Source organism: Jiella marina (assembly GCF_024359545.1).
Classification (GTDB): Bacteria; Pseudomonadota; Alphaproteobacteria; order Rhizobiales; family Rhizobiaceae; genus Jiella.
This window is the reverse complement of sequence record NZ_JAKQZG010000020.1, coordinates 23,456-40,349: the sequence shown is the minus strand read 5'-3', so window position 1 is coordinate 40,349 and position 16,894 is coordinate 23,456. Positions and strand designations below refer to the sequence as shown.

Sequence of the window (16,894 nt, the reverse complement as noted above, 5' to 3'; positions counted from 1 at the left end):
AATGTCATGCGCCACGTCCACAAAATTAAACCGGACAGCAGTGGGCTTGTCCCGAGGATCTACTGTCGGTGCCGCGTCAAAATCGTCGCCGAATGTCCTTCCGCACAGGGACAGCCCTACGAACGTCTCTCGGTAGATCCTCGGGACAGGCCCGAGGATGACGGCGCATAGAGGTTAATTCCTGAATTATTTGGTTTTTTTGACGCCACCATAGTCCGCCGCCAGGTATCTGCGAAGCGATCCTGCGAAGATTCGTGTCCTCTCGTCCCCGTGCGAGGGACGCGAAGCGTCGGACCGGGCGCATATGACCCTTTGAAGGCCGCAGCAACTCACCCCCGCGTGCGGGCCATGCCGTCCTTGGCGGGCTGGTAATTCGGGTCGAGCTGGGCGGCACGGGCGTAGGAGCGGAAAGCACGCTTCGGATCGCCGCGGCGCTCGTAGACGATCGCCTGGTTCACCCAGTACTCGGCTTTTCCCTCGTCGAGCTTCAGCGCCATGTTGAAATCGGTAAAGGCGTTCTCCTCGTCGCCAAGCGCGAGATAGGAGACGCCGCGGCCGGAATAGGGCTCGGGCGCCGTCGACTGCAGCGAGATCGCTGTTGAGAAATCCTCGATCGCCTGCTTGTGCTGGCCGTCGAGCTGATAGAGCAGCCCGCGATTGTGAAAGGCGCGCGGATCCGACGTATTCAGGTCAATCGCCCGCTGGTAATCGACCAGCGCCTCGCGATTGCGTCCGGCGACGCGATAGACGTTGCCGCGACCGATATAGGCCGAATCGTAGCGCGGATTGATCCCGAGCGCCTTGGTATAGTCGGCCACGGCCTTGGCGGGCTGGTTGATCTGCCGATAGACCAGGGCCCGGTTGGCATAGGCCTGGTAGAAGTTCGGATCGAGTTGGAGCGCGCGATTGAAGTCGGCGATCGCTTCCTCGTACTGGCCGGCGCGGCCATAGGCCGTGCCGCGAACATTGTAGGCTTCCGGATCCGACGGGTTGGCGTTCACCGTCTGGGTCAGCGAGGCGATGTTCTGCTCGGATCCCTGGTTCTGATCGATGTCGATCGCCTGGATTGCCGCGATATCAGTGCTCTGGCAGCCTGAAATCGCAAGAAGCGCGGCAGCGAGCAATGCTGCGGTGCGCAGATTGCCGCGGCGGCTGGAAACGAGGTCGGAGCGTGAGGTGCGATCGCAGATCGGCATGATAATGGGGGATCGTCCGGCTTTGCTGTGGTGGATCAGGGTGAATGCCTATGTCGCACAAACGGCCACAATGTGAAACGGCCCGCTTCGCAAAGCAAAAAGCGGCATGCCGTCACGGGCAGCCGCTTCATCGATTGTCCAATCCTGATCGCCCGCCGGGTCGCGAACGTCTCGAAAGCACGCGGCTCGACACCGCCTTGCCCTGATCCGGGCGGTGGCGACAGACTCAGTGAGCCGCCCGGCCGCCGGCAGCCAGGCCCTCACGCTGAGCGCGCTTGCGGGCGAGTTTGCGAGCCCGGCGAACCGCCTCGGCCTTTTCGCGCGCACGCTTCTCGGACGGCTTTTCGTAAAAATTGCGCATCTTCATTTCGCGGAAGATGCCCTCGCGCTGCATCTTCTTCTTGAGCGCCCGAAGCGCCTGATCCACATTGTTGTCGCGGACAAGTATCTGCACGGGGTGTTCCGTTTCCTAAGCTTCGAAGAGCGTGAAGTTTACAGCCGTATACTCCTCGCGGAGCATCAGCCTCCGCAAGATCGCGCCCCGTTAGCAGATGGCGCGGTTTTTGTCGAGATATCTCCGGCTCGATTCACGCAATTCTTTCGCTCTACGACGACGGCGCTCTGGCCTTTCGACCGAACTGCCGCTAGGCAAGCCGGGTTGAGTTGGAGCGACGAGGCGCCTTTGCGCGAATTGAGGACCAGAGAGCGGAAGACCAGGTCGAGGGAACGCTCCCTGTCGACCGCCGGGCGATATCGCCGGAACGCGGCGCCGAGATCGCCGCGCGAAATCCCTTGGGAAGCGATCCTGGCCGGTGTCCTCTTGACGCTCGTGGTCGAATTCATGCTGTCCTTGCTGGGACTCGGTCTGGACGTGACGGCGAGGCCCGCGGGGGAGGAGACCTCGTCCGTCCTGCCCTTGCTCTCGACCTCGGGCCTTTGGGCCCTGATGGCGGTTCTGGCGGGCCTCGGCTGCGGCAGCTTTGCCGCCGCCCGGTTCGCGGGGGCGCAAGGGCGGAAGGATGCGCTCCTGTGTGGCATCATCACCTTCTCGAGCGTCGTCGTCACCGTCCTCTTTCTTCTGACGCAGAATGGTTCGGCGCTCGCCCGCGAGGGCTTCCGCGCCGTGGACAATGCCCTGGTGGCCATGTCCGAGGTTCGACACAGCGGAGAACAGGCGACGGAGCTCCCGGGAGAGAGCGGCATTCTGCCGGAGATCGAGGCTGAAATCATCGGCTTGGCCGAGTCGGCGGCGAGCGAAGTGGCCGTGGCGGCGATCCTGCGGGGCGTCGGCGAAACGGCAAGCCGCGAGGAGCGCGCGCGCGCTGTCGCCGAACTGGCGAACGCGAGCGGCCTGACCGAAGAGGTCGCGGCACGGCGCCTCACCGAATGGCAGCAGGCGAACGACCGGGCGCTGCGGCGGGCGCGACGTCTGGCCGATGTCGAGGTGGGTGGCCTGGCACGGGGCGCCTTCATGAGTTTTGCGGCGCTCGCCTGCGGGCTGTTGGCGGCGCTGGGCGGAAGTCTGGCCGGCCGAGCCCCCGCGCCGATCGCCCTTGCGGAAAGGCGGTAGGGGAGATGCCCGGTGCAACGACTGCATTCCAAGTGCCGCATGCGTCGTCGGCGGAGACGGGCGGGAACACGCCGTTTGTAACAGGGAGTTTCGCATGAGTGACCTTCGCACGAGCGAACATGGTCGCGATCGCGGCGGCAAAGCCGGCGCAACGCTTCGCCGCATTTCCTGGGGGGCGATCATTGCAGGCGCCGTCCTGGCGCTGATGATCCAGTTCATGCTGGGCCTTCTGGGGCTTGGCATCGGACTGACGGGCGTCGAGGCGGTCACCGCCAGTTCCTCCGGGGGAGCGAGCCTTCTCTCCGTCGCCGGAATCTGGGCCCTGCTCGTCGTCTTGATCGGCGTGTTTGCCGGGGCCTATGCGGCAGCGCGCTTTGCCGGCATTCCCGACAAGATCGACGGCATGCTCCACGGCGTCGTGACCTGGGCCGTGGCCGGACTCTTTGCGGTCTACCTCCTGGCGAGCGGTGCTTCGAGCCTGGTGGGCGGGGCCTTCGGCGTCCTTGGCCAGTCGATCGACGATCTGGCGCGCGCTGCGGAGGTCCTGGCGCCGCAATCGGAGGAAGGCCTGCCACAGGGCCTGCAGCGGGACGTGGAAATGCTGTTTGCGGCGGCTCCCGCTCCAGCCGCCGCGCCCGCTGCCGCAGAATCCGGTGGTGCGGAGGGCGAAGAGGCGGCAGACGATGCCGTGACCACGGCCGCCGCACCCGTCGCGACAGGCAACCGCGCGGCCGCACTCGCCGATGTCGAGGCGGCCCTTGGGTCCGACGCCGATGACGCGGCCCGCGCGACAGCGGTGGCATCCATCGCCGCGGCGGCTGGCGTGCCGCGCAACGAAGCCGAGCGGCGCTTTTCGCGGTTCCAGGAGCGCTATCAGGCGGCGATGGCCGAGAGACGGGAGACGGCTGAGACCGCTGCGGGCACCCTTTCCGGTGCCGCCTTCGGGGCGTTCGTGGCCATGCTGCTCGGCTTTGCCGTCGCGGCCGCGGGCGGGCTGTTCGGACGGCCTACGACCCTGCCGCCGGCTGGCTCGTCGTCGCGCCGGTCCGTCTGACGGGCGGGTTGCCGGGCGAAGCCCGTCACCGCGCCTGCAGGATGAAATAGTCGAGAGCGAACTCGGCTTCGATGCCGCTGGCGGCCTGGGCTTCTGCCAGGGCGGCGAAGAAGCGTTCCGCCGGCATGCCTTCGGCCAGATTGCCATGGATGAGCGGATCGGGCAGCGCCAGCGCCAGAACGATCTGCGCGGTCTCCACCGTCTCACCGGAGACGGTGACGGGCACCGCAAACTGAGCCTTTTCGCCGGACCGCTCGATGAAGGCCGAAATCGACTGCACGAGGCCTTCGTCGTCGACGAGCAGAACATCGAGCGTGTCGCCCGTCGCAATTCCCTCGACACGTCCGAGGAGATGCGTGCCGCTTTCCACCAGTCGACGCGCGAGGCGAAGCCGGAGGCTATAGGCCGGATAGCCGGGCGCATTGGCGAGAAACGACAGGACCCGGCACTGGGCCTCGCCGACCCGTTCCGCCGAGAGGCGGGGTGTGTCGGGCGATGCTTGGTCCGCGGGCAGCCGCAGGTGATCGGCGAAATCCGTGAGCCTCCCATCGCTTGCGGCAAGCGCCGTGATCCGCATGCGACCGGAATCCGCCTCGGCGGTGGAAAGCGCGGCAAAGCAGCCGCCGCCGTCATAGTCGGAAATCAGCCGGGCAAGGGATTCGCCCGGTTGGCTGGGCTCTCGGCCGACGATCGATGTCTCGGGATCGACCCTCACAGGTTGCTGCCGGACCGACGGCCCTCGGGAGGCGATCTCCGTGCCATCGGCCTCGGGCAACGGGTCGAAACTGGAGGCTTGCGGCGCTGGGCGCGGCGCAACGCCGATAGGGGCTTGTGGTGGGGAGGCCGGACGAGGGGAGATCGCCGCATTCCGGATGCTGCCGGCCTGAAGAGGAACGCTTTCCGGATCGGTCGGCGCGATCGCAGGGGAGGCTTCCGCCGCGAACTTCGCCCGGGGCGAGCTTGTGGCGGGTTCGATGGATCGATCCGGACTGCTGTCCGCAAGGGGGCTTGGGGAATCGGGCGCCACCGGAAGAGCGTCTTGCGGCAGCGCTACGATTGCCTTTCCGACGGTTGCCGAAGCGGGTTCCGTCGGCGCGCTTTGAAGGGCTGGCAAGGCGGTGGTCTGGTTTGGCCGCTCTCGTTCGGCGACGCCCTGCACGACCAAGGCGGAGGGGGATTCGGCAGGTCGCGGCGAAGCGCCCGGCTCGACACCGGCGGAACGACCCGGCGCAACCGGCGTAGCGGCTTCTCCGGTTGCAGTTGCGGGGGCTCGGGTCGGGCTCACGGCGTTCGCAGCCGCAGGCCGAGGGCTGTCGGGGGCGGTGGCTGACGTTCTCGTTTCGGGAGATTGAGGCGCCGGAGGACCCGGCGGGGCAGGAACGACGGCTCTCGCGGTGACGGGCTGCGCTGCATCCCGCCGGCCGAGCGCTTGGCGGGCGACCCAGGTCTCTACCTCGCTTCCTCGTTCTGGCCGGGTTGGGGCGACCGGACTGTCAGCGGACGAGGCCGAGATTGCGACCTCGGGCACCTCAGCCGCCGAAAGACGCTGCGGAATCACTCGATCGGCCAATTCTCCGGTTGGGCTCGGTGCCGTGGCAGGGCTCGTGGTCGATGAGTGATCGGTGACGACTGGCGAGACTGGCATTTCCGCGACGACCGTTCGGATGACTTGCGGTTCCGGAGGCTGTTCCAGTGCCGGCGGGGTGGGCGCCGTGATGGTCGACGGTTCGGCGGGAAGGAGCCTCTCGGCTGTGGGGGCGCTCGCAACCGCTCCGGCATCGCGACGGGAGACGGGCACCGACGAGTTTCCTGTCTCTGCGACCCCGGTGTGATCGGCTAATCTAGCTGGGACAGCAACCTGTTGGCGTGGCACAGGCGTCTCGGGCCAGTTTGGTTTGACCACGTCTGCCGCAGGGCGGGCGAGCGGTTCGCCGGCGCGCCGCGGCGCCACCTTGCCGTTCGGGCCGAGAGGCGGCGCTTCGATCGTGACGCCGGTTTCCAGCACGATCCGCGTGTCGGTCTCTCGCGGGCCTTCCGGGGGCGCGACGAATGTCACCATGACGAAGAAGAGCCCCGCGTGAATAGCGAGCGATCCGGCGATAGCCGACATCCAAAGCCGCGTCCTTTCTGTCATGGCGCACGCCCGCCACGATTGATCGCGACAAGCAGGACTTCGGCGCCGGCGGCAGCAACGGCCTGGACCGTGGTGACCAGCGTTTCGGCCGCAAGGTCGTGTGCCGCGATGATGTGAACCTTCGGGGGCCGGTTGGGATCGCCTCCGGAGAGGCCAGCAATGGCCTGGGCGAGATCGGTGCGGGCGACCGGTTGGCCGTCGAGAAAGATGTCGCCTGTCCGGCCGAGCACGATGAGCGGCCGGGGCAGCCGCCCGCCGGGAAGGTCGGAGGCGACGGCCGGGTCGACGCGCGTCTCCTCCGGCGCCACGACCGTGCCGGCGAGCACGAAGAAAAGCAGAAGCAGAAACACGATGTTGATCGTCGCGATCGCCGGGTCGGGGGGCGCCCCGCGCCTTGACGGTCGCAAGCTGCGGCCGCCGCGGATCATTGTCCGAGCCCTTCATCTGAGGCCACGACAGGCGACAGCAGCCGCACCGTCGCGATTTCGGCCCGGTCGAGCGCCTGCAGCGCGTCGACGACGTCCTGGGTCGTCGCCGATCGGGACGGCAGGAGGGTGACGCCGTCGATGCCGGCTGCGCGCATGGCCCGGGCGGCGGCGGGAAACTCCTCAAATGTCAGCGTCTTGCCCCCGGTGCGGACATGACCCCGCGACAGGATCAGCGTTTCGGCCGGCTTTGCGGCCCCGCGCGGTGCAGCCTGCGCGGGTTCCGCCCCGCCGGTGGCGATCGGAAGGGTCACGAAGGGCGCGATCCGGGAGGACATGGCGAAAAAGATGACGAGCAGGAAAATGACGTCGACCAGCGGCGTCAGGAGAAAGCGCCGAGCGGGCTTTCTGGCCCTCAGCGTGCCGGCCTGGGCAGCCATGACTCAGCCGGGCCTTGCGGGAACAGGCGCCGGCGCGGTGTCGGAGTGCTCCGGCGCGAAGGCCGTCGATTGCTGAACTGCCCCATGCATGGCCGCCAGGATCAGCGCCTCGATCGCCATCGCCTCGGTGTCGAGCCGCCCTTCGAGCCAGACCGAGGCGAAGAAGAAGGGCAGCGCCACCACGAGGCCGGCTGCCGTGGTGACGAGCGCCTCGAAGATGCCGCCGGACAGAAGCGCCGGATCGATCGCACCGTCGGCCCCGGACATGCGGAAGAACACGTCGATCATCCCGATCACCGTGCCGAGAAGGCCGAGCATAGGGGCCGCCTGCACGATCGCGTCGAGAAGGCGCAGATGCCGTGAGAGCCGGGCGAGCCCGATGATCGCGACCTGCTCGGCCGCGGCCCGGGCGCGGGCCTCGCGATCGCCGGGCTGCCGGGCATCGAGCGAGGTGAGCGCTGCGACAACGACCCGGGCGCGCAGACTGCGCGGCTCGACCCTCTCCGCGATGGGATCGCGCCGGGGCCGAGGCCTGTCGAGGAGTTCCTGCGCTTCGTCCGATCGTCCGACGCCGTGATCGAAGAATTCGATCAGTTTGAACAGCGTCAGCGTCAGGCCCGCGACGGAGAAGAAGGCTAGCACGACAAGCACCGGCCCGCCGCTCGAACTCAGTTGCGCGTCGATCAGATCCCACATGGCCGGCCGTCACTCATCGTCTCGAACGGTGCCATCCACTCAGGTGTCGAAGGTGATGTCGGTGCGCGATCTCGGTTCGAGCCGTTCCAGGCAGAGCGGCACCGTGTCTCGTGCGAGGCTGCCCTGCGGCCCGTCGCACTCCGCGACGTCATTGACGAGGATGCGGGAAATGCCGGTGCAGGGCTGGTCGGCGAGATCGAACTGGACGACCTTGGTCTTGCCGGCCGCGAGTCGTCCGAATTGCAGCACAAGAAAGCGCGAGACCCGCTGATCCTTGTCGAACACCACGACATCGTAGGAGATCTTCTCCAGCGGCTCGCCGGTGCGGTTCACCGCAACATAAGAGAGCCGGCAGGCGCCTTCGGCGTCTACTGCATTGTTGAGTTCGAGATCGAGGGGCCCGGCATCGATCTTGCCGGTCGTTTCGTCCGCGGCCGGCTGACTGCTGGCGGGCGGGGCCATGCACCCGAGCGCCAGAGCGGCGACGGCGATCATCATCGGCCGTGATCGGCGGCCGGACCGGGAGGACATGACAAACATCGGCGCGGGCTTTACCGGAATCCGCCGGTGACCCAATAGCGCCGCAGGCGCTCCCGCCGTTCCTGCCGGGGCAGGCTTTCCGCCGTCCGCAACGTCCGTTCCACCGAGCGGGTGCGGCGCGTCCAGCGCTGTTTCTGTTTCGCGGCCGGGTCGGAGACGCGTCGTTCGACCTCGACGGGTTGCGCCTTCTCGACCCGCGAGACCATCCGAGCGGGGCGGGGCGTGGGGATCGGCACGATCGCCGCGCGGGGCTCTTCGGCAATCGACGGATCGGAGTGGGCGGCGTTCAAGGGGTGCTGTTCGCTGCCGGCGAGAGCGGCATCTTCGCTTCCTCGGGTGATCCCACGCGTCAGCCGGAATCCGTCGCCGGCCTCGACCGTGGCAAAGGCCAGAACCGGGCCTGCCGCGTCTTCCTCATCTGCCGACGGACTCCTGCCGGATTGCTCGATCACCGGCTGGGAGGCCCGCAGTTCCACCGTCTCCACTTCGGCCGAAAGAGGAGCGGCAGGTTCGCCATGGGCAACGAGGACGGCACCCAAAGTCGCGGTCAGACACACAAGGGCACCGGAAAAAAGAAGGCTCTGCATGGCGTTCGCGCGGGTCCCTATCGATCATGAAATCAACCAATGATAGTTATTCGTATCACTTTATCGCGCATAGGTATAGTGTATCTCCATGATTGCGGACCAAGCTGTTGCGTGTGTGCTCCGACTGGCCGGCAGGCCACGCCGGCAAGCGGCGTTGATTTGTCTGAGACCGACCCTCCTGGTCCGGTTGCTGTGCGCAATCCTCTTTCCAGCCAGCGGTCTCCTCGCCGCCGTCGTCGTTCTCTCGCCCCGACCAGCGGCGGCGCAGTTCGTCGTCTGCAACCAGTCGCTCGACGTGGTCAACGTCGCGATCGGCCGGGATGCGGGCGGCACGTTCGAGACCGAGGGCTGGTGGATCGTCGGCGCCAATCGATGCGCGACGGTGATCCGCGAGGAGCTGACGACCCGCTACGTCTACGTCCATGCGGGCGACGTGTTCGGTCGGCCGGTTCTCTACGGCTCGACCGAGATGTGCGTGGGCGAGAAATCCTTCACCGTCTCCGGCATCGATTCCTGCCTGGCGCGCGGTTACCGCCCCGCCCGGTTTCTGGAAGTGGACACCCAGGCGGTGGCCCGCTGGACCCTGTTCATCGCGCCGCGTCCTTGACGGTGCCAGAACGGGCAGCGAGACGGTCGAATACTCTTATAGAGTGCATTCACCCTCATAAAACCAACCCGGGGTAGATGGCTCCGGCGAAATCGGTTATGCTCATGGCTCCGTGCAGCGTCCCTTTGGGCGCGACGACCGATGTTCCCGGCAAGGAGTTGCGCCTTGCGACTGTTCTCTCGGCGAAGCGAGCCCGAACGATGCCTCGGCCGGCTGGTCGCAGCGATGGCGCTGCTGGTCATCGCGGCGGGGTTGACCACGCCGGCGATGGCAGAAGGGCGGCGCGTCGCGCTGGTCATCGGCAATGACGCCTACGCCCATGTGGATCAGCTGGACAATGCGGTCGCCGATGCGCGGCTGATCGCCGGCCGGCTGGAGACCCTCGGCTTCGATGTCGCGTTTCGCCGCAACTTGTCGAAGAGGGCCTTCGAGCAAACGATCGCCGAGTTTGAACGGAAGGCGGAGACGGCCGAGGCGGCGCTCCTCTATTTCGCCGGCCATGGCTTCCAGTTCGAAGGACAGAACCACCTTGTCCCGGTCGATGCACGGCTCGACACCAAGGATACGGCGCTTGGGGGAACGGTCGAACTGACCGGGATCCTCACGCGGCTCGCCGATGTGAGGCGGCCGACGATCGTCTTCCTGGATTCATGCCGGAACGATCCGCTGCCCGAGAGTTTTCGCGCGGCCGGTGGCAATGCGCGACTGGGCACTCCGACGCTCGGGCGCGATGTCGGCAATGTCTATGTGGCCTATGCGACGGTCGAGGGCGAGGTCACCTATGACGGGGGCGGCGACCATGGCCCGTTCGCCGAGAGCCTTGCCGAGGCGATGACGATGCCGGACGCCGATCTGAGCGGCGTGCTGCGCCGGGTCCGACGAGACGTTCTGCAACGCACCGGCGGCCTGCAGATGACCCAGGGCTACGACACGCTGATCAGTGAGAAGTTCCGCTTCGCGGCGCCTTCGCCGGGCGGTCCGGCGATCGGGTTCAGTCCCTTTGCGCCGAGCCTCGCCTCTGGCGGCGTTCAGACCGCTTCCCTGGAGCCCAGTGTCGAGATCCGCGGCCTGCCTCCCGGCGGCGGCCTTCCGGCGCTTCCTCTGGAAAGATCGGAGGACACGCCCGTGCCTCTGCCCGAGCCGGACGATCTCGCCGCGCAGCTTCAGACGGAGCTGAAGCGGCTCGGTTGCTATCGCGGACGGATCGACAATGATTGGGGACCGATGTCGCGGCGCGCGCTTGAGGAGTATTTCAACGAGACGGGCGTGAAAGGCGCGGAACTGGAGCCCGACATCGCACTGCTCGACCGGTTCCGTGAGAAGAATGTCGAGGTCTGCAAGACGGTCGTCGCCAGCCCCCCGCCGAACGAGCCGGCCGCCAGTACTCGGTCGCGGGTGAAGGCCAAGGTCACGCCTCCGCGCAAGAAGACGGTGACCACCAGGCGCAGCAATGCACGGAAAAAGGTGGTCAAGCGCGCCCCGACACCGCGTGTCGCGCAGAATCCCGCCCCGCGATCCTCCGGGGGCGGCATGAAGATCCAGCGCAGCAGGCTGAATCGTGGCGCTTTCCGCTGATGGGCGGCGACCGGCAAGAAGACGCGCCACTGCGCTTCGCGGTCAGGTCGGAACGACGGCCATGACGCGGGTGGCCATGCGATCGCCCGCCGGAGGGTCATGAGGCTAGCCGCATGTCGGTTCGACCATCGGAAGCCTCTCACGGGATCGATCCCAGCTTTCGCCGTCAGCGCACCGAGATCGGGGACCGCCGCGCCAGACGACGCGCCCGCCGCAGGATCGTCGCGGCAGTTCTTGCAGGGCTCGGGCTTTGCTTCCTGGCTGTGTCGGCGGTCTGGTGGATTGACCTCGCCGAAGAGGCCATTCCCCTCGATTACGAGCTGACGCCGGTCGCCGAAGACGCGGCGACGGTGGCCGAGGTCGAGACCAGCCTGGCGGAACCAGGTGCGGCAAGGCCGATGATGCTCGACCTGCCCGGCGATCCCCTGCTGGTGACGTTGGGCGGGACAGGCGAACCGGGCTCCCGACTCCAGGAGGTGGCGCGGCCCGACGGTCTCGAAGCGACATTGCCTGCCGATCGCCTGGTGTTGTTGGCCGACCGGATGGTTTCCGCCAGCGAAAGCTTCATGGCCCGTCTGCCGTCGAGCCAGGCCGATTTCGCCTTCTTCCAGTCGCAACGCGGAGACGCCCTCGCACCCGGCGACCTCGCGCCGCCGGTCGACGGGTTCGAGGCGGGAGATGGCTTGGCGGAGGTTCCGGAAGCCGCCGCCGAAATCGAGGATGCGGAGGCGGCCGGCTGGGGCGAGACGATCGATGCGGGCGAGGCCGCTCTGCCGGAGTTCGCCCGGACGCGGATCGAAAACACGACGAGCCGGGTGGTGATGCGGCCGGAGGCCGAGCGTTTCGCTCCGTTCAGAGATGTTTTCATCCGCGTTCTGGCACCGGCGGCGCTGGATCGCCTCCTGGTCGAGCACGGATTCGACCGGGACGACGCCGAGACAGCCGCCGTCGCGGTCGAACGCATTCTCGACGTGACGAAGCTCGAAGCCGGCATGGTGGTCGGCGTGCGTGGCCATCGCGACCGGCGGGACGCCCGGCCGACGGTCGCGCAATTGTCGCTGCATCGCGGGCAGAGCTATGTCGGCACGCTCGCCCGCGATGCGGGGGATGACTTCGTGGCTGGCGCCGATCCCTTCGCCGATCGCGACCTCGTCGGTCTCGCCGCGCAGTCCGGCGGTGAAGGCCGGCAATACCGGCTGCTCGATGCGGTCTATTCCACGGGCATTCGCAATGGTGTGCCCATGGCCGTTGTGGGCGAGGCGATCATGCTCCTGTCGCGCGGCAACGATCTCGATGCGATCGCGACGGCGAAGGACCGCCTGGTGCTGATCTATGACGCGGCGGGAGAGGAGGAGCCGGCGACGGGACGCGTGCGCTACGTCGCGATTCAGGGGCGCGACGAGCCGATCGCCTGCTTCGTCTTCGGCCCGCCGGCAGAAACGCCGAACTGCCATGACGGCACTTCGCCCGCGGCGGCCGCACAAGCCGGTTCGACGCCCAGGCCGGGGCCGGGCGGCATGACGGTCCCGGTCAAGGGTGTACTGACATCCACCTTCGGGCCGCGAAAGCATCCGATTCTCAAGACGGTGCGCATTCACAAGGGCGTCGACTGGGCGGCCCCCACCGGCACGCCGGTCCTGGCCGCCTTCGACGGGACCGTGAGCTATGCCGGCGACGGCAAGGGCTACGGCAATTTTCTCAAGATCGACCATGGCGGCGGCCGCGTGACCCACTACGCCCATTTGAGCCGCTTCGCCCCTGCCGCGCGGCCGGGACGGCCGGTTCGCGCGGGCGAAGTGGTCGGCTATGTCGGGACGACAGGTCTCTCCACCGGTCCGCATCTGCACTTCGAGCTCTTCGTCGACGGCAAGGCCACCGATCCGCTGGCCGAGGATGCGACGCGGCTTGCCGGGCGCGGTCCGAAGACCGCAGCCGAAGCCGTGCCGAGCGCTGCTACGGGCCATGGAGCCGTCGACCAGCTCGTCGGCTGGATCATCCGGGTCGAGAGCGCCGGCAATCCGCGGGCCAAGAACAGCCGCTCCAGCGCGACCGGCCTCGGTCAGTTCATTTCGTCCACCTGGCTTCGGATGATGCGCACCTACCGGCCGGACCTCGCGACTTCGCTGTCGCGCGCGGAACTGCTCGATCTGAGATACGACCCGACGCTCTCGCGCGAGATGGTGCGCAATCTCGCCCGGGAGGGCGAGGCCTATCTCGTCCGCCGGGACCACAAGATCACCGCCGGGCGGCTCTATCTCGCCCATTTCCTCGGCATGGAAGGCGCTTCGACCGTGCTGTCGGCCGATCCCGACCGGCCGCTCGTGGATGTGGTCGGGGCCGGTGTGATCAGCGCGAATCCATTCCTCGCCGGCAAGAGCGTTCGCTATGTGGTCGAATGGGCCGAACGCAAGATGAGCCGCAGCCGCCGGGCGACGGCCAAGCGCAAGGCGACCCAAAGCCCGGCCTATCAACCGCCCAGGCCGATGATCCGGCCCGGGCCCGATCCCGCCTTCCTGGCCTACAAGAAGGCGCTGCTCGCCCTTCTCGAGGAGAGAGGCATCTCGCCCGGATAGAGGTCAGGCGCTGCGGCCCTGGCGCCTCAGATGTTCGTCGAGCCGGGGCATGATCTCGACGAAATTGCAGGGCTTGTGCCGGTAGTCGAGTTGCGGGCTGAGGATGTGATCCCAGGCGTCGCGGCAGGCGCCGGGCGAACCGGGCAGCACGAAGACGAAGGTCGCGGCGATCACGCCGCCGGTCGCTCGCGACTGGATGGTCGAGACCCCGATCGTCTCGAACGAGACCCGGTGAAAGATCGCCGAAAACCCGTCCATGCGCTTTTCGAACTGGGGTTCCAGCGCCTCCGGCGTGACGTCGCGGCCGGTGAAACCCGTGCCGCCCGTCGTCACCACCACGTCGATCGCCGGGTCCTGGCACCAGCTCGTCACGGTCTCGCGGATCTTTTCGACATCGTCGGTAACGATTTTGCGGTCTGCCAGGCGATGACCGTCCCCGCGCAATCTCTCTTCCAGCGTCGCGCCGGAGCGATCCTCTTCGATGCTGCGGGTGTCGGACACCGTCAGGACTGCGATCGAAAGCGGGATGAAGCTGCGTTCGGTCTGGCTCACGCGATCGTCCTTTCTGTGTCATCGCCCGCTCCGGAGACCCACCAGCCCGGCTGTTCCGCCGCGATGCGGCGGTGAGCGGCCTCGCGCTCCTCAGGGCTCGCGAAGAGGCCATAGACCGTGGCGCCCGAACCCGACATCCGGGCAAAGACGGCGCCGGCATCAAGAAGCGCCCGACGCGCCTCGCCGATTTCCGGCGCGATCGAAGCGGCCGGCAAGGCGAGGTCGTTGCGCGTGTCGCCCAGCCAGTTCACGAGCGTATCCAGATCGGCAAAGCCCGAGGCCGGTAGGGGCGGGAGGGGCGGATTGTCCCGTGCCGCCAGCAGACGAAAGACGTCCGGCGTCGAGACGGCGATGCCGGGATTGACGAGAAGCATGGCGGGATCGGGCAGGGCGGCGATCGGCTCGATCGTTTCGCCGATGCCGGAAACGCGCGCCGGAAGCCCCTTCAGGCACATCGGCACGTCCGCACCCAGCGCGATCGACCGGTCCTCGATCGTGGTCTGAAGCTCGGGCGACTGGCCGTCGAGCAGCAGTGCCAACAGGGCCGCGGCGTCGGCCGAGCCGCCACCGATCCCTGCCGCGACGGGGAGGTTCTTGGTCAGATGAATGGCCAGCGGCGGCAGCTGGGCGCCGCTTTCGGCGAAGACTTCGCGAGCGAGGCTCGTCGCCTGAAGGATTATGTTGCTGGCGCCAGAGGGGACTTGCGCGGCAAAGGGGCCGTCGACCGTTAGCCGATCATCCGTGTCTTCTCCGCCCAGCGAGACTTCGACCCTGTCGCCACTGGCCGGATCGAAAGCGACGAGGCTTTCCAGAAGGTGGTAGCCGTCCGGGCGGCGGCCGACGACGTGAAGCGCGAGATTGACCTTGGCCGGCGCAACACGTGACTTTGCCGGCCCCTCAAATCCCTCCATCGCTTCGATCTCCGGGCCGGGGCGAAGCGATCAGTCGGCTTCCTGCACCGCCGGTTGCGCATCGGGCGCCGGCGGGGTCGATACGGCATCGGCTTCGGCGCGCGTCTCGGTTGGGGTTTCCCCGCCCTGGTCCTGTCCGGTGCCTCCGGCATCGAGGCCGTCGTCGAGCTTCGCCTGGATCGTCTTCTTCGTCTCTTCATCCGGGGCCGGCTCGCCGGCAAGAGCGCGCTCCCACTGGAACCGCGCCTCACGCTTGCGGCCGACCTGCCAATAGGCGTCGCCCAGATGGTCGTTGATGGTCGGGTCCATCGGCGTGATCAGTACGGCACGCTCGAGCTGTTCGACCGCTTCCTCGTAGCGGCCCAGCCGATAGAAGGCCCAGCCCAGGCTGTCGATGATGTAGCCGTCATTGGGCCGCAGCTCGACGGCCTTCCTGATCATGTCGAGGCCTTCGTCGAGATTGCGGTTCATGTCCACCCAGGAATAGCCCAGATAGTTCAACACCTGCGGCTGGTTGGGGGAGAGCTCCAGCGCCTTCTTGAAGTTCGGCTCCGCCTCTTCCCACATCTTTTGGCGCTCATAGGCGATGCCGCGCTGGTAGTAGAGGTTCCAGTTCTCCGAATCGTCCTCTTCGGCCAGCGCGATCGCCGTATTCAGCGCCTCGGCCGCGCCGGCGTAGTCCTTGTCGGCGGAAAGCACGTCGGCAAGCGCCGTATGGGCCTGCACGTCTTCGGGATAGTCGCGCACGGCCCGCTGGAGATGGGTCTTCGCCTCCTCCTTGCGCTCGGCGTACCAGAGGTCGAGACCGATCTGCAGTTCCGCCGTGCGGCGGAAGGCGGAGTTCTCCGGCACGGCGCGATAGTAGGAGATGGCGAGATCGAGCTGCTGGGCCTGTTCCGCGATTCCGGCGAGTGCCGTCAACAGGGCGGGGCTGCGCGGCGCGAGCGCCCGGGCGAGCTGGAAATAGAGGAGCGCCACCTGCCGTCCGTCGCCGCGATTGATCGCCTGGCCGAGAACGTAGAGCGTTTCCGCCGCGCCTTCCTGAACCGAGGCAACGGCAGGTTCGATGGTCTCGCCGCGCTCGATCCGGGCTTTCAGGAAGCTGAGCGGCGTGTAATTGGGCGCGATCTCGAGCCCACCGTCGAGGGCCGCGATGGCGGCGTCGGTGTTGCCTTCACGGGCTTCGAGACGGGCGAGAGCCTCCGCGGCGCCGAGAAAGGCGTCGGGCGAGGTTCGGGCGAGGGACTGATCGGCCAGGAGTTCCGCATAGGCCGTACGGGCCACGCCCGGTCGTCCCGCCACGTCGGCGAGCAAGCCCTTCTGATAGAAGTTAAAGGTCGTGTACCAGGGGGCGCCTTCGAGCTGGTCGATCCGGGACAGAGCTTCGTCGATCCGCCCAGCCCCGAGCTCGGCCCAGGAGGTGAGGTGCGCCAGAAGCAGCGCGTCGAGATCGCTCGGATTGAGGATGTCGAACTCTTCGATCGCGGCATCGAAGTCGCCCTTCTGAAGGGCATCGACGCCGAGCGTGATCCGCGCGACCTTGCCTGCGGCCGGATCGTCGCGGAGCTTGGCGGCCATGTCGACGCCGTCCTCGAAGCGTCCGTCGCCGATATAGGCGAACATGGCGTCCTGCTGCAGGAAATCCGAGGTGGGATCGATCGAGAGGGCCTGGGTGAAGAAGCTCGTGGCGACCGAGAGGTCACCGCTGGCCTGCGCGGCCTTCGCGGCCAGATAGGCCCCGGCGAGCGACTGGGCCCGCGGCACGGGCTGCGTCGACGCGTCCGGGCCAGTCTCCTGGCCGGCGGCGAGAGACGTTCCCGCCAGAAGCGTCGTGACGAGGACGGAGGCCGACAGGCTTCTCAGAAGGCGCGAAAGCGTCACGGTCGATCCTTTCCCTCCGGCATGGCCGGCGCAGTGTGTGGCGGCGACTGGCGCGCTCCGAAACGGATCCGCTCTTGTCACGGTCCTGCGGAAGTGAGGCCAATGCCGGATATTTGCAAGTCTCTTCGCCGTGTTACACCAGACCTTGACCGG

The 16,894-nt window shown here is 67.3% G+C and carries 16 protein-coding genes; 5 read left to right on the top strand and 11 right to left on the bottom strand.

Annotated elements, in window-relative coordinates:
* Positions 1 to 329: 329 nt before the first annotated feature.
* Positions 330 to 1,196 carry a tetratricopeptide repeat protein gene (locus tag MF134_RS22810; protein WP_255341693.1) on the bottom strand — a complete coding sequence of 289 codons (867 nt, stop codon included), beginning with the start codon at positions 1,194 to 1,196 and terminating at the stop codon, positions 330 to 332.
* Positions 1,197 to 1,422: 226 nt separating this feature from the next.
* Complete coding sequence (rpsU, locus tag MF134_RS22805; protein WP_255341692.1) at positions 1,423 to 1,650, bottom strand: 30S ribosomal protein S21; 228 nt, start codon at positions 1,648 to 1,650, stop codon at positions 1,423 to 1,425.
* Positions 1,651 to 2,016: 366 nt separating this feature from the next.
* Between rpsU and MF134_RS22800 the strand changes: the two genes are divergently transcribed.
* Together MF134_RS22800 and MF134_RS22795 are read left to right on the top strand one after the other, a co-directional pair.
* The gene (locus MF134_RS22800; protein WP_255341691.1) at positions 2,017 to 2,766 is read left to right on the top strand and encodes a hypothetical protein; all 750 of its coding nucleotides are present in this window, start codon (positions 2,017 to 2,019) and stop codon (positions 2,764 to 2,766) included.
* 94 nt (positions 2,767 to 2,860) lie between these two features.
* Positions 2,861 to 3,820: a hypothetical protein gene (locus tag MF134_RS22795; protein ID WP_255341690.1), complete on the top strand. Its 960-nt coding sequence runs from the start codon at positions 2,861 to 2,863 to the stop codon at positions 3,818 to 3,820.
* Between the two features lie 25 nt (positions 3,821 to 3,845).
* Here MF134_RS22795 and MF134_RS22790 read toward each other — a convergent pair whose 3' ends face one another.
* The 6 genes from MF134_RS22790 to MF134_RS22765 all read right to left on the bottom strand — a co-directional run bounded on the left by MF134_RS22790 (position 3,846) and on the right by MF134_RS22765 (position 8,642).
* Positions 3,846 to 4,535 (bottom strand): hypothetical protein, encoded by a 690-nt coding sequence (locus MF134_RS22790; RefSeq protein ID WP_255341689.1) that lies wholly within the window; start codon positions 4,533 to 4,535, stop codon positions 3,846 to 3,848.
* Positions 4,536 to 5,950: 1,415 nt separating this feature from the next.
* Positions 5,951 to 6,382, bottom strand: coding sequence for a biopolymer transporter ExbD (locus MF134_RS22785; protein ID WP_255341688.1), 432 nt, complete (start codon positions 6,380 to 6,382; stop codon positions 5,951 to 5,953).
* Entirely contained in the window at positions 6,379 to 6,819 is a 441-nt protein-coding gene (locus MF134_RS22780; RefSeq protein WP_255341687.1) for an ExbD/TolR family protein, read from the bottom strand. Before MF134_RS22780 ends, MF134_RS22785 begins: the two co-directional genes overlap by 4 nt.
* 3 nt (positions 6,820 to 6,822) lie before the next feature.
* On the bottom strand, positions 6,823 to 7,515 hold the full coding sequence (locus tag MF134_RS22775) for a MotA/TolQ/ExbB proton channel family protein (RefSeq protein WP_255341686.1): 693 nt from the start codon (positions 7,513 to 7,515) through the stop codon (positions 6,823 to 6,825).
* 39 nt (positions 7,516 to 7,554) lie between these two features.
* Positions 7,555 to 8,013, bottom strand: coding sequence for a hypothetical protein (locus tag MF134_RS22770; protein ID WP_255341685.1), 459 nt, complete (start codon positions 8,011 to 8,013; stop codon positions 7,555 to 7,557).
* A gap of 53 nt (positions 8,014 to 8,066) precedes the next feature.
* On the bottom strand, positions 8,067 to 8,642 hold the full coding sequence (locus tag MF134_RS22765; RefSeq protein ID WP_255341684.1) for a hypothetical protein: 576 nt from the start codon (positions 8,640 to 8,642) through the stop codon (positions 8,067 to 8,069).
* Between the two features lie 154 nt (positions 8,643 to 8,796).
* On the opposite strand from MF134_RS22765, the gene MF134_RS22760 reads away from it, so the two are divergent.
* From MF134_RS22760 to MF134_RS22750, 3 genes are all read left to right on the top strand, one after another.
* A complete protein-coding gene (locus tag MF134_RS22760) occupies positions 8,797 to 9,249 on the top strand; it encodes a DUF1036 domain-containing protein (protein WP_255341683.1) in 453 nt (150 codons plus the stop codon).
* 165 nt (positions 9,250 to 9,414) lie between these two features.
* Positions 9,415 to 10,824 carry a caspase family protein gene (locus tag MF134_RS22755; protein WP_255341682.1) on the top strand — a complete coding sequence of 470 codons (1,410 nt, stop codon included), beginning with the start codon at positions 9,415 to 9,417 and terminating at the stop codon, positions 10,822 to 10,824.
* A gap of 113 nt (positions 10,825 to 10,937) precedes the next feature.
* Positions 10,938 to 13,397, top strand: coding sequence for a peptidoglycan DD-metalloendopeptidase family protein (locus tag MF134_RS22750; RefSeq protein ID WP_255341681.1), 2,460 nt, complete (start codon positions 10,938 to 10,940; stop codon positions 13,395 to 13,397).
* A gap of 3 nt (positions 13,398 to 13,400) precedes the next feature.
* Here the strand turns inward: MF134_RS22750 and moaB are convergent, their stop codons facing one another.
* Genes moaB through MF134_RS22735 form a run of 3 tightly spaced genes read right to left on the bottom strand, consistent with a single transcriptional unit; the run spans position 13,401 to position 16,741 of the window.
* Positions 13,401 to 13,949 (bottom strand): molybdenum cofactor biosynthesis protein B, encoded by a 549-nt coding sequence (gene moaB, locus MF134_RS22745; protein ID WP_255341680.1) that lies wholly within the window; start codon positions 13,947 to 13,949, stop codon positions 13,401 to 13,403.
* Positions 13,946 to 14,860 (bottom strand): 4-(cytidine 5'-diphospho)-2-C-methyl-D-erythritol kinase, encoded by a 915-nt coding sequence (locus tag MF134_RS22740; protein ID WP_255341679.1) that lies wholly within the window; start codon positions 14,858 to 14,860, stop codon positions 13,946 to 13,948. Before MF134_RS22740 ends, moaB begins: the two co-directional genes overlap by 4 nt.
* 30 nt (positions 14,861 to 14,890) lie before the next feature.
* Positions 14,891 to 16,741, bottom strand: coding sequence for a tetratricopeptide repeat protein (locus tag MF134_RS22735; protein ID WP_255341678.1), 1,851 nt, complete (start codon positions 16,739 to 16,741; stop codon positions 14,891 to 14,893).
* Between the last annotated feature and the right edge of the window lie 153 nt (positions 16,742 to 16,894).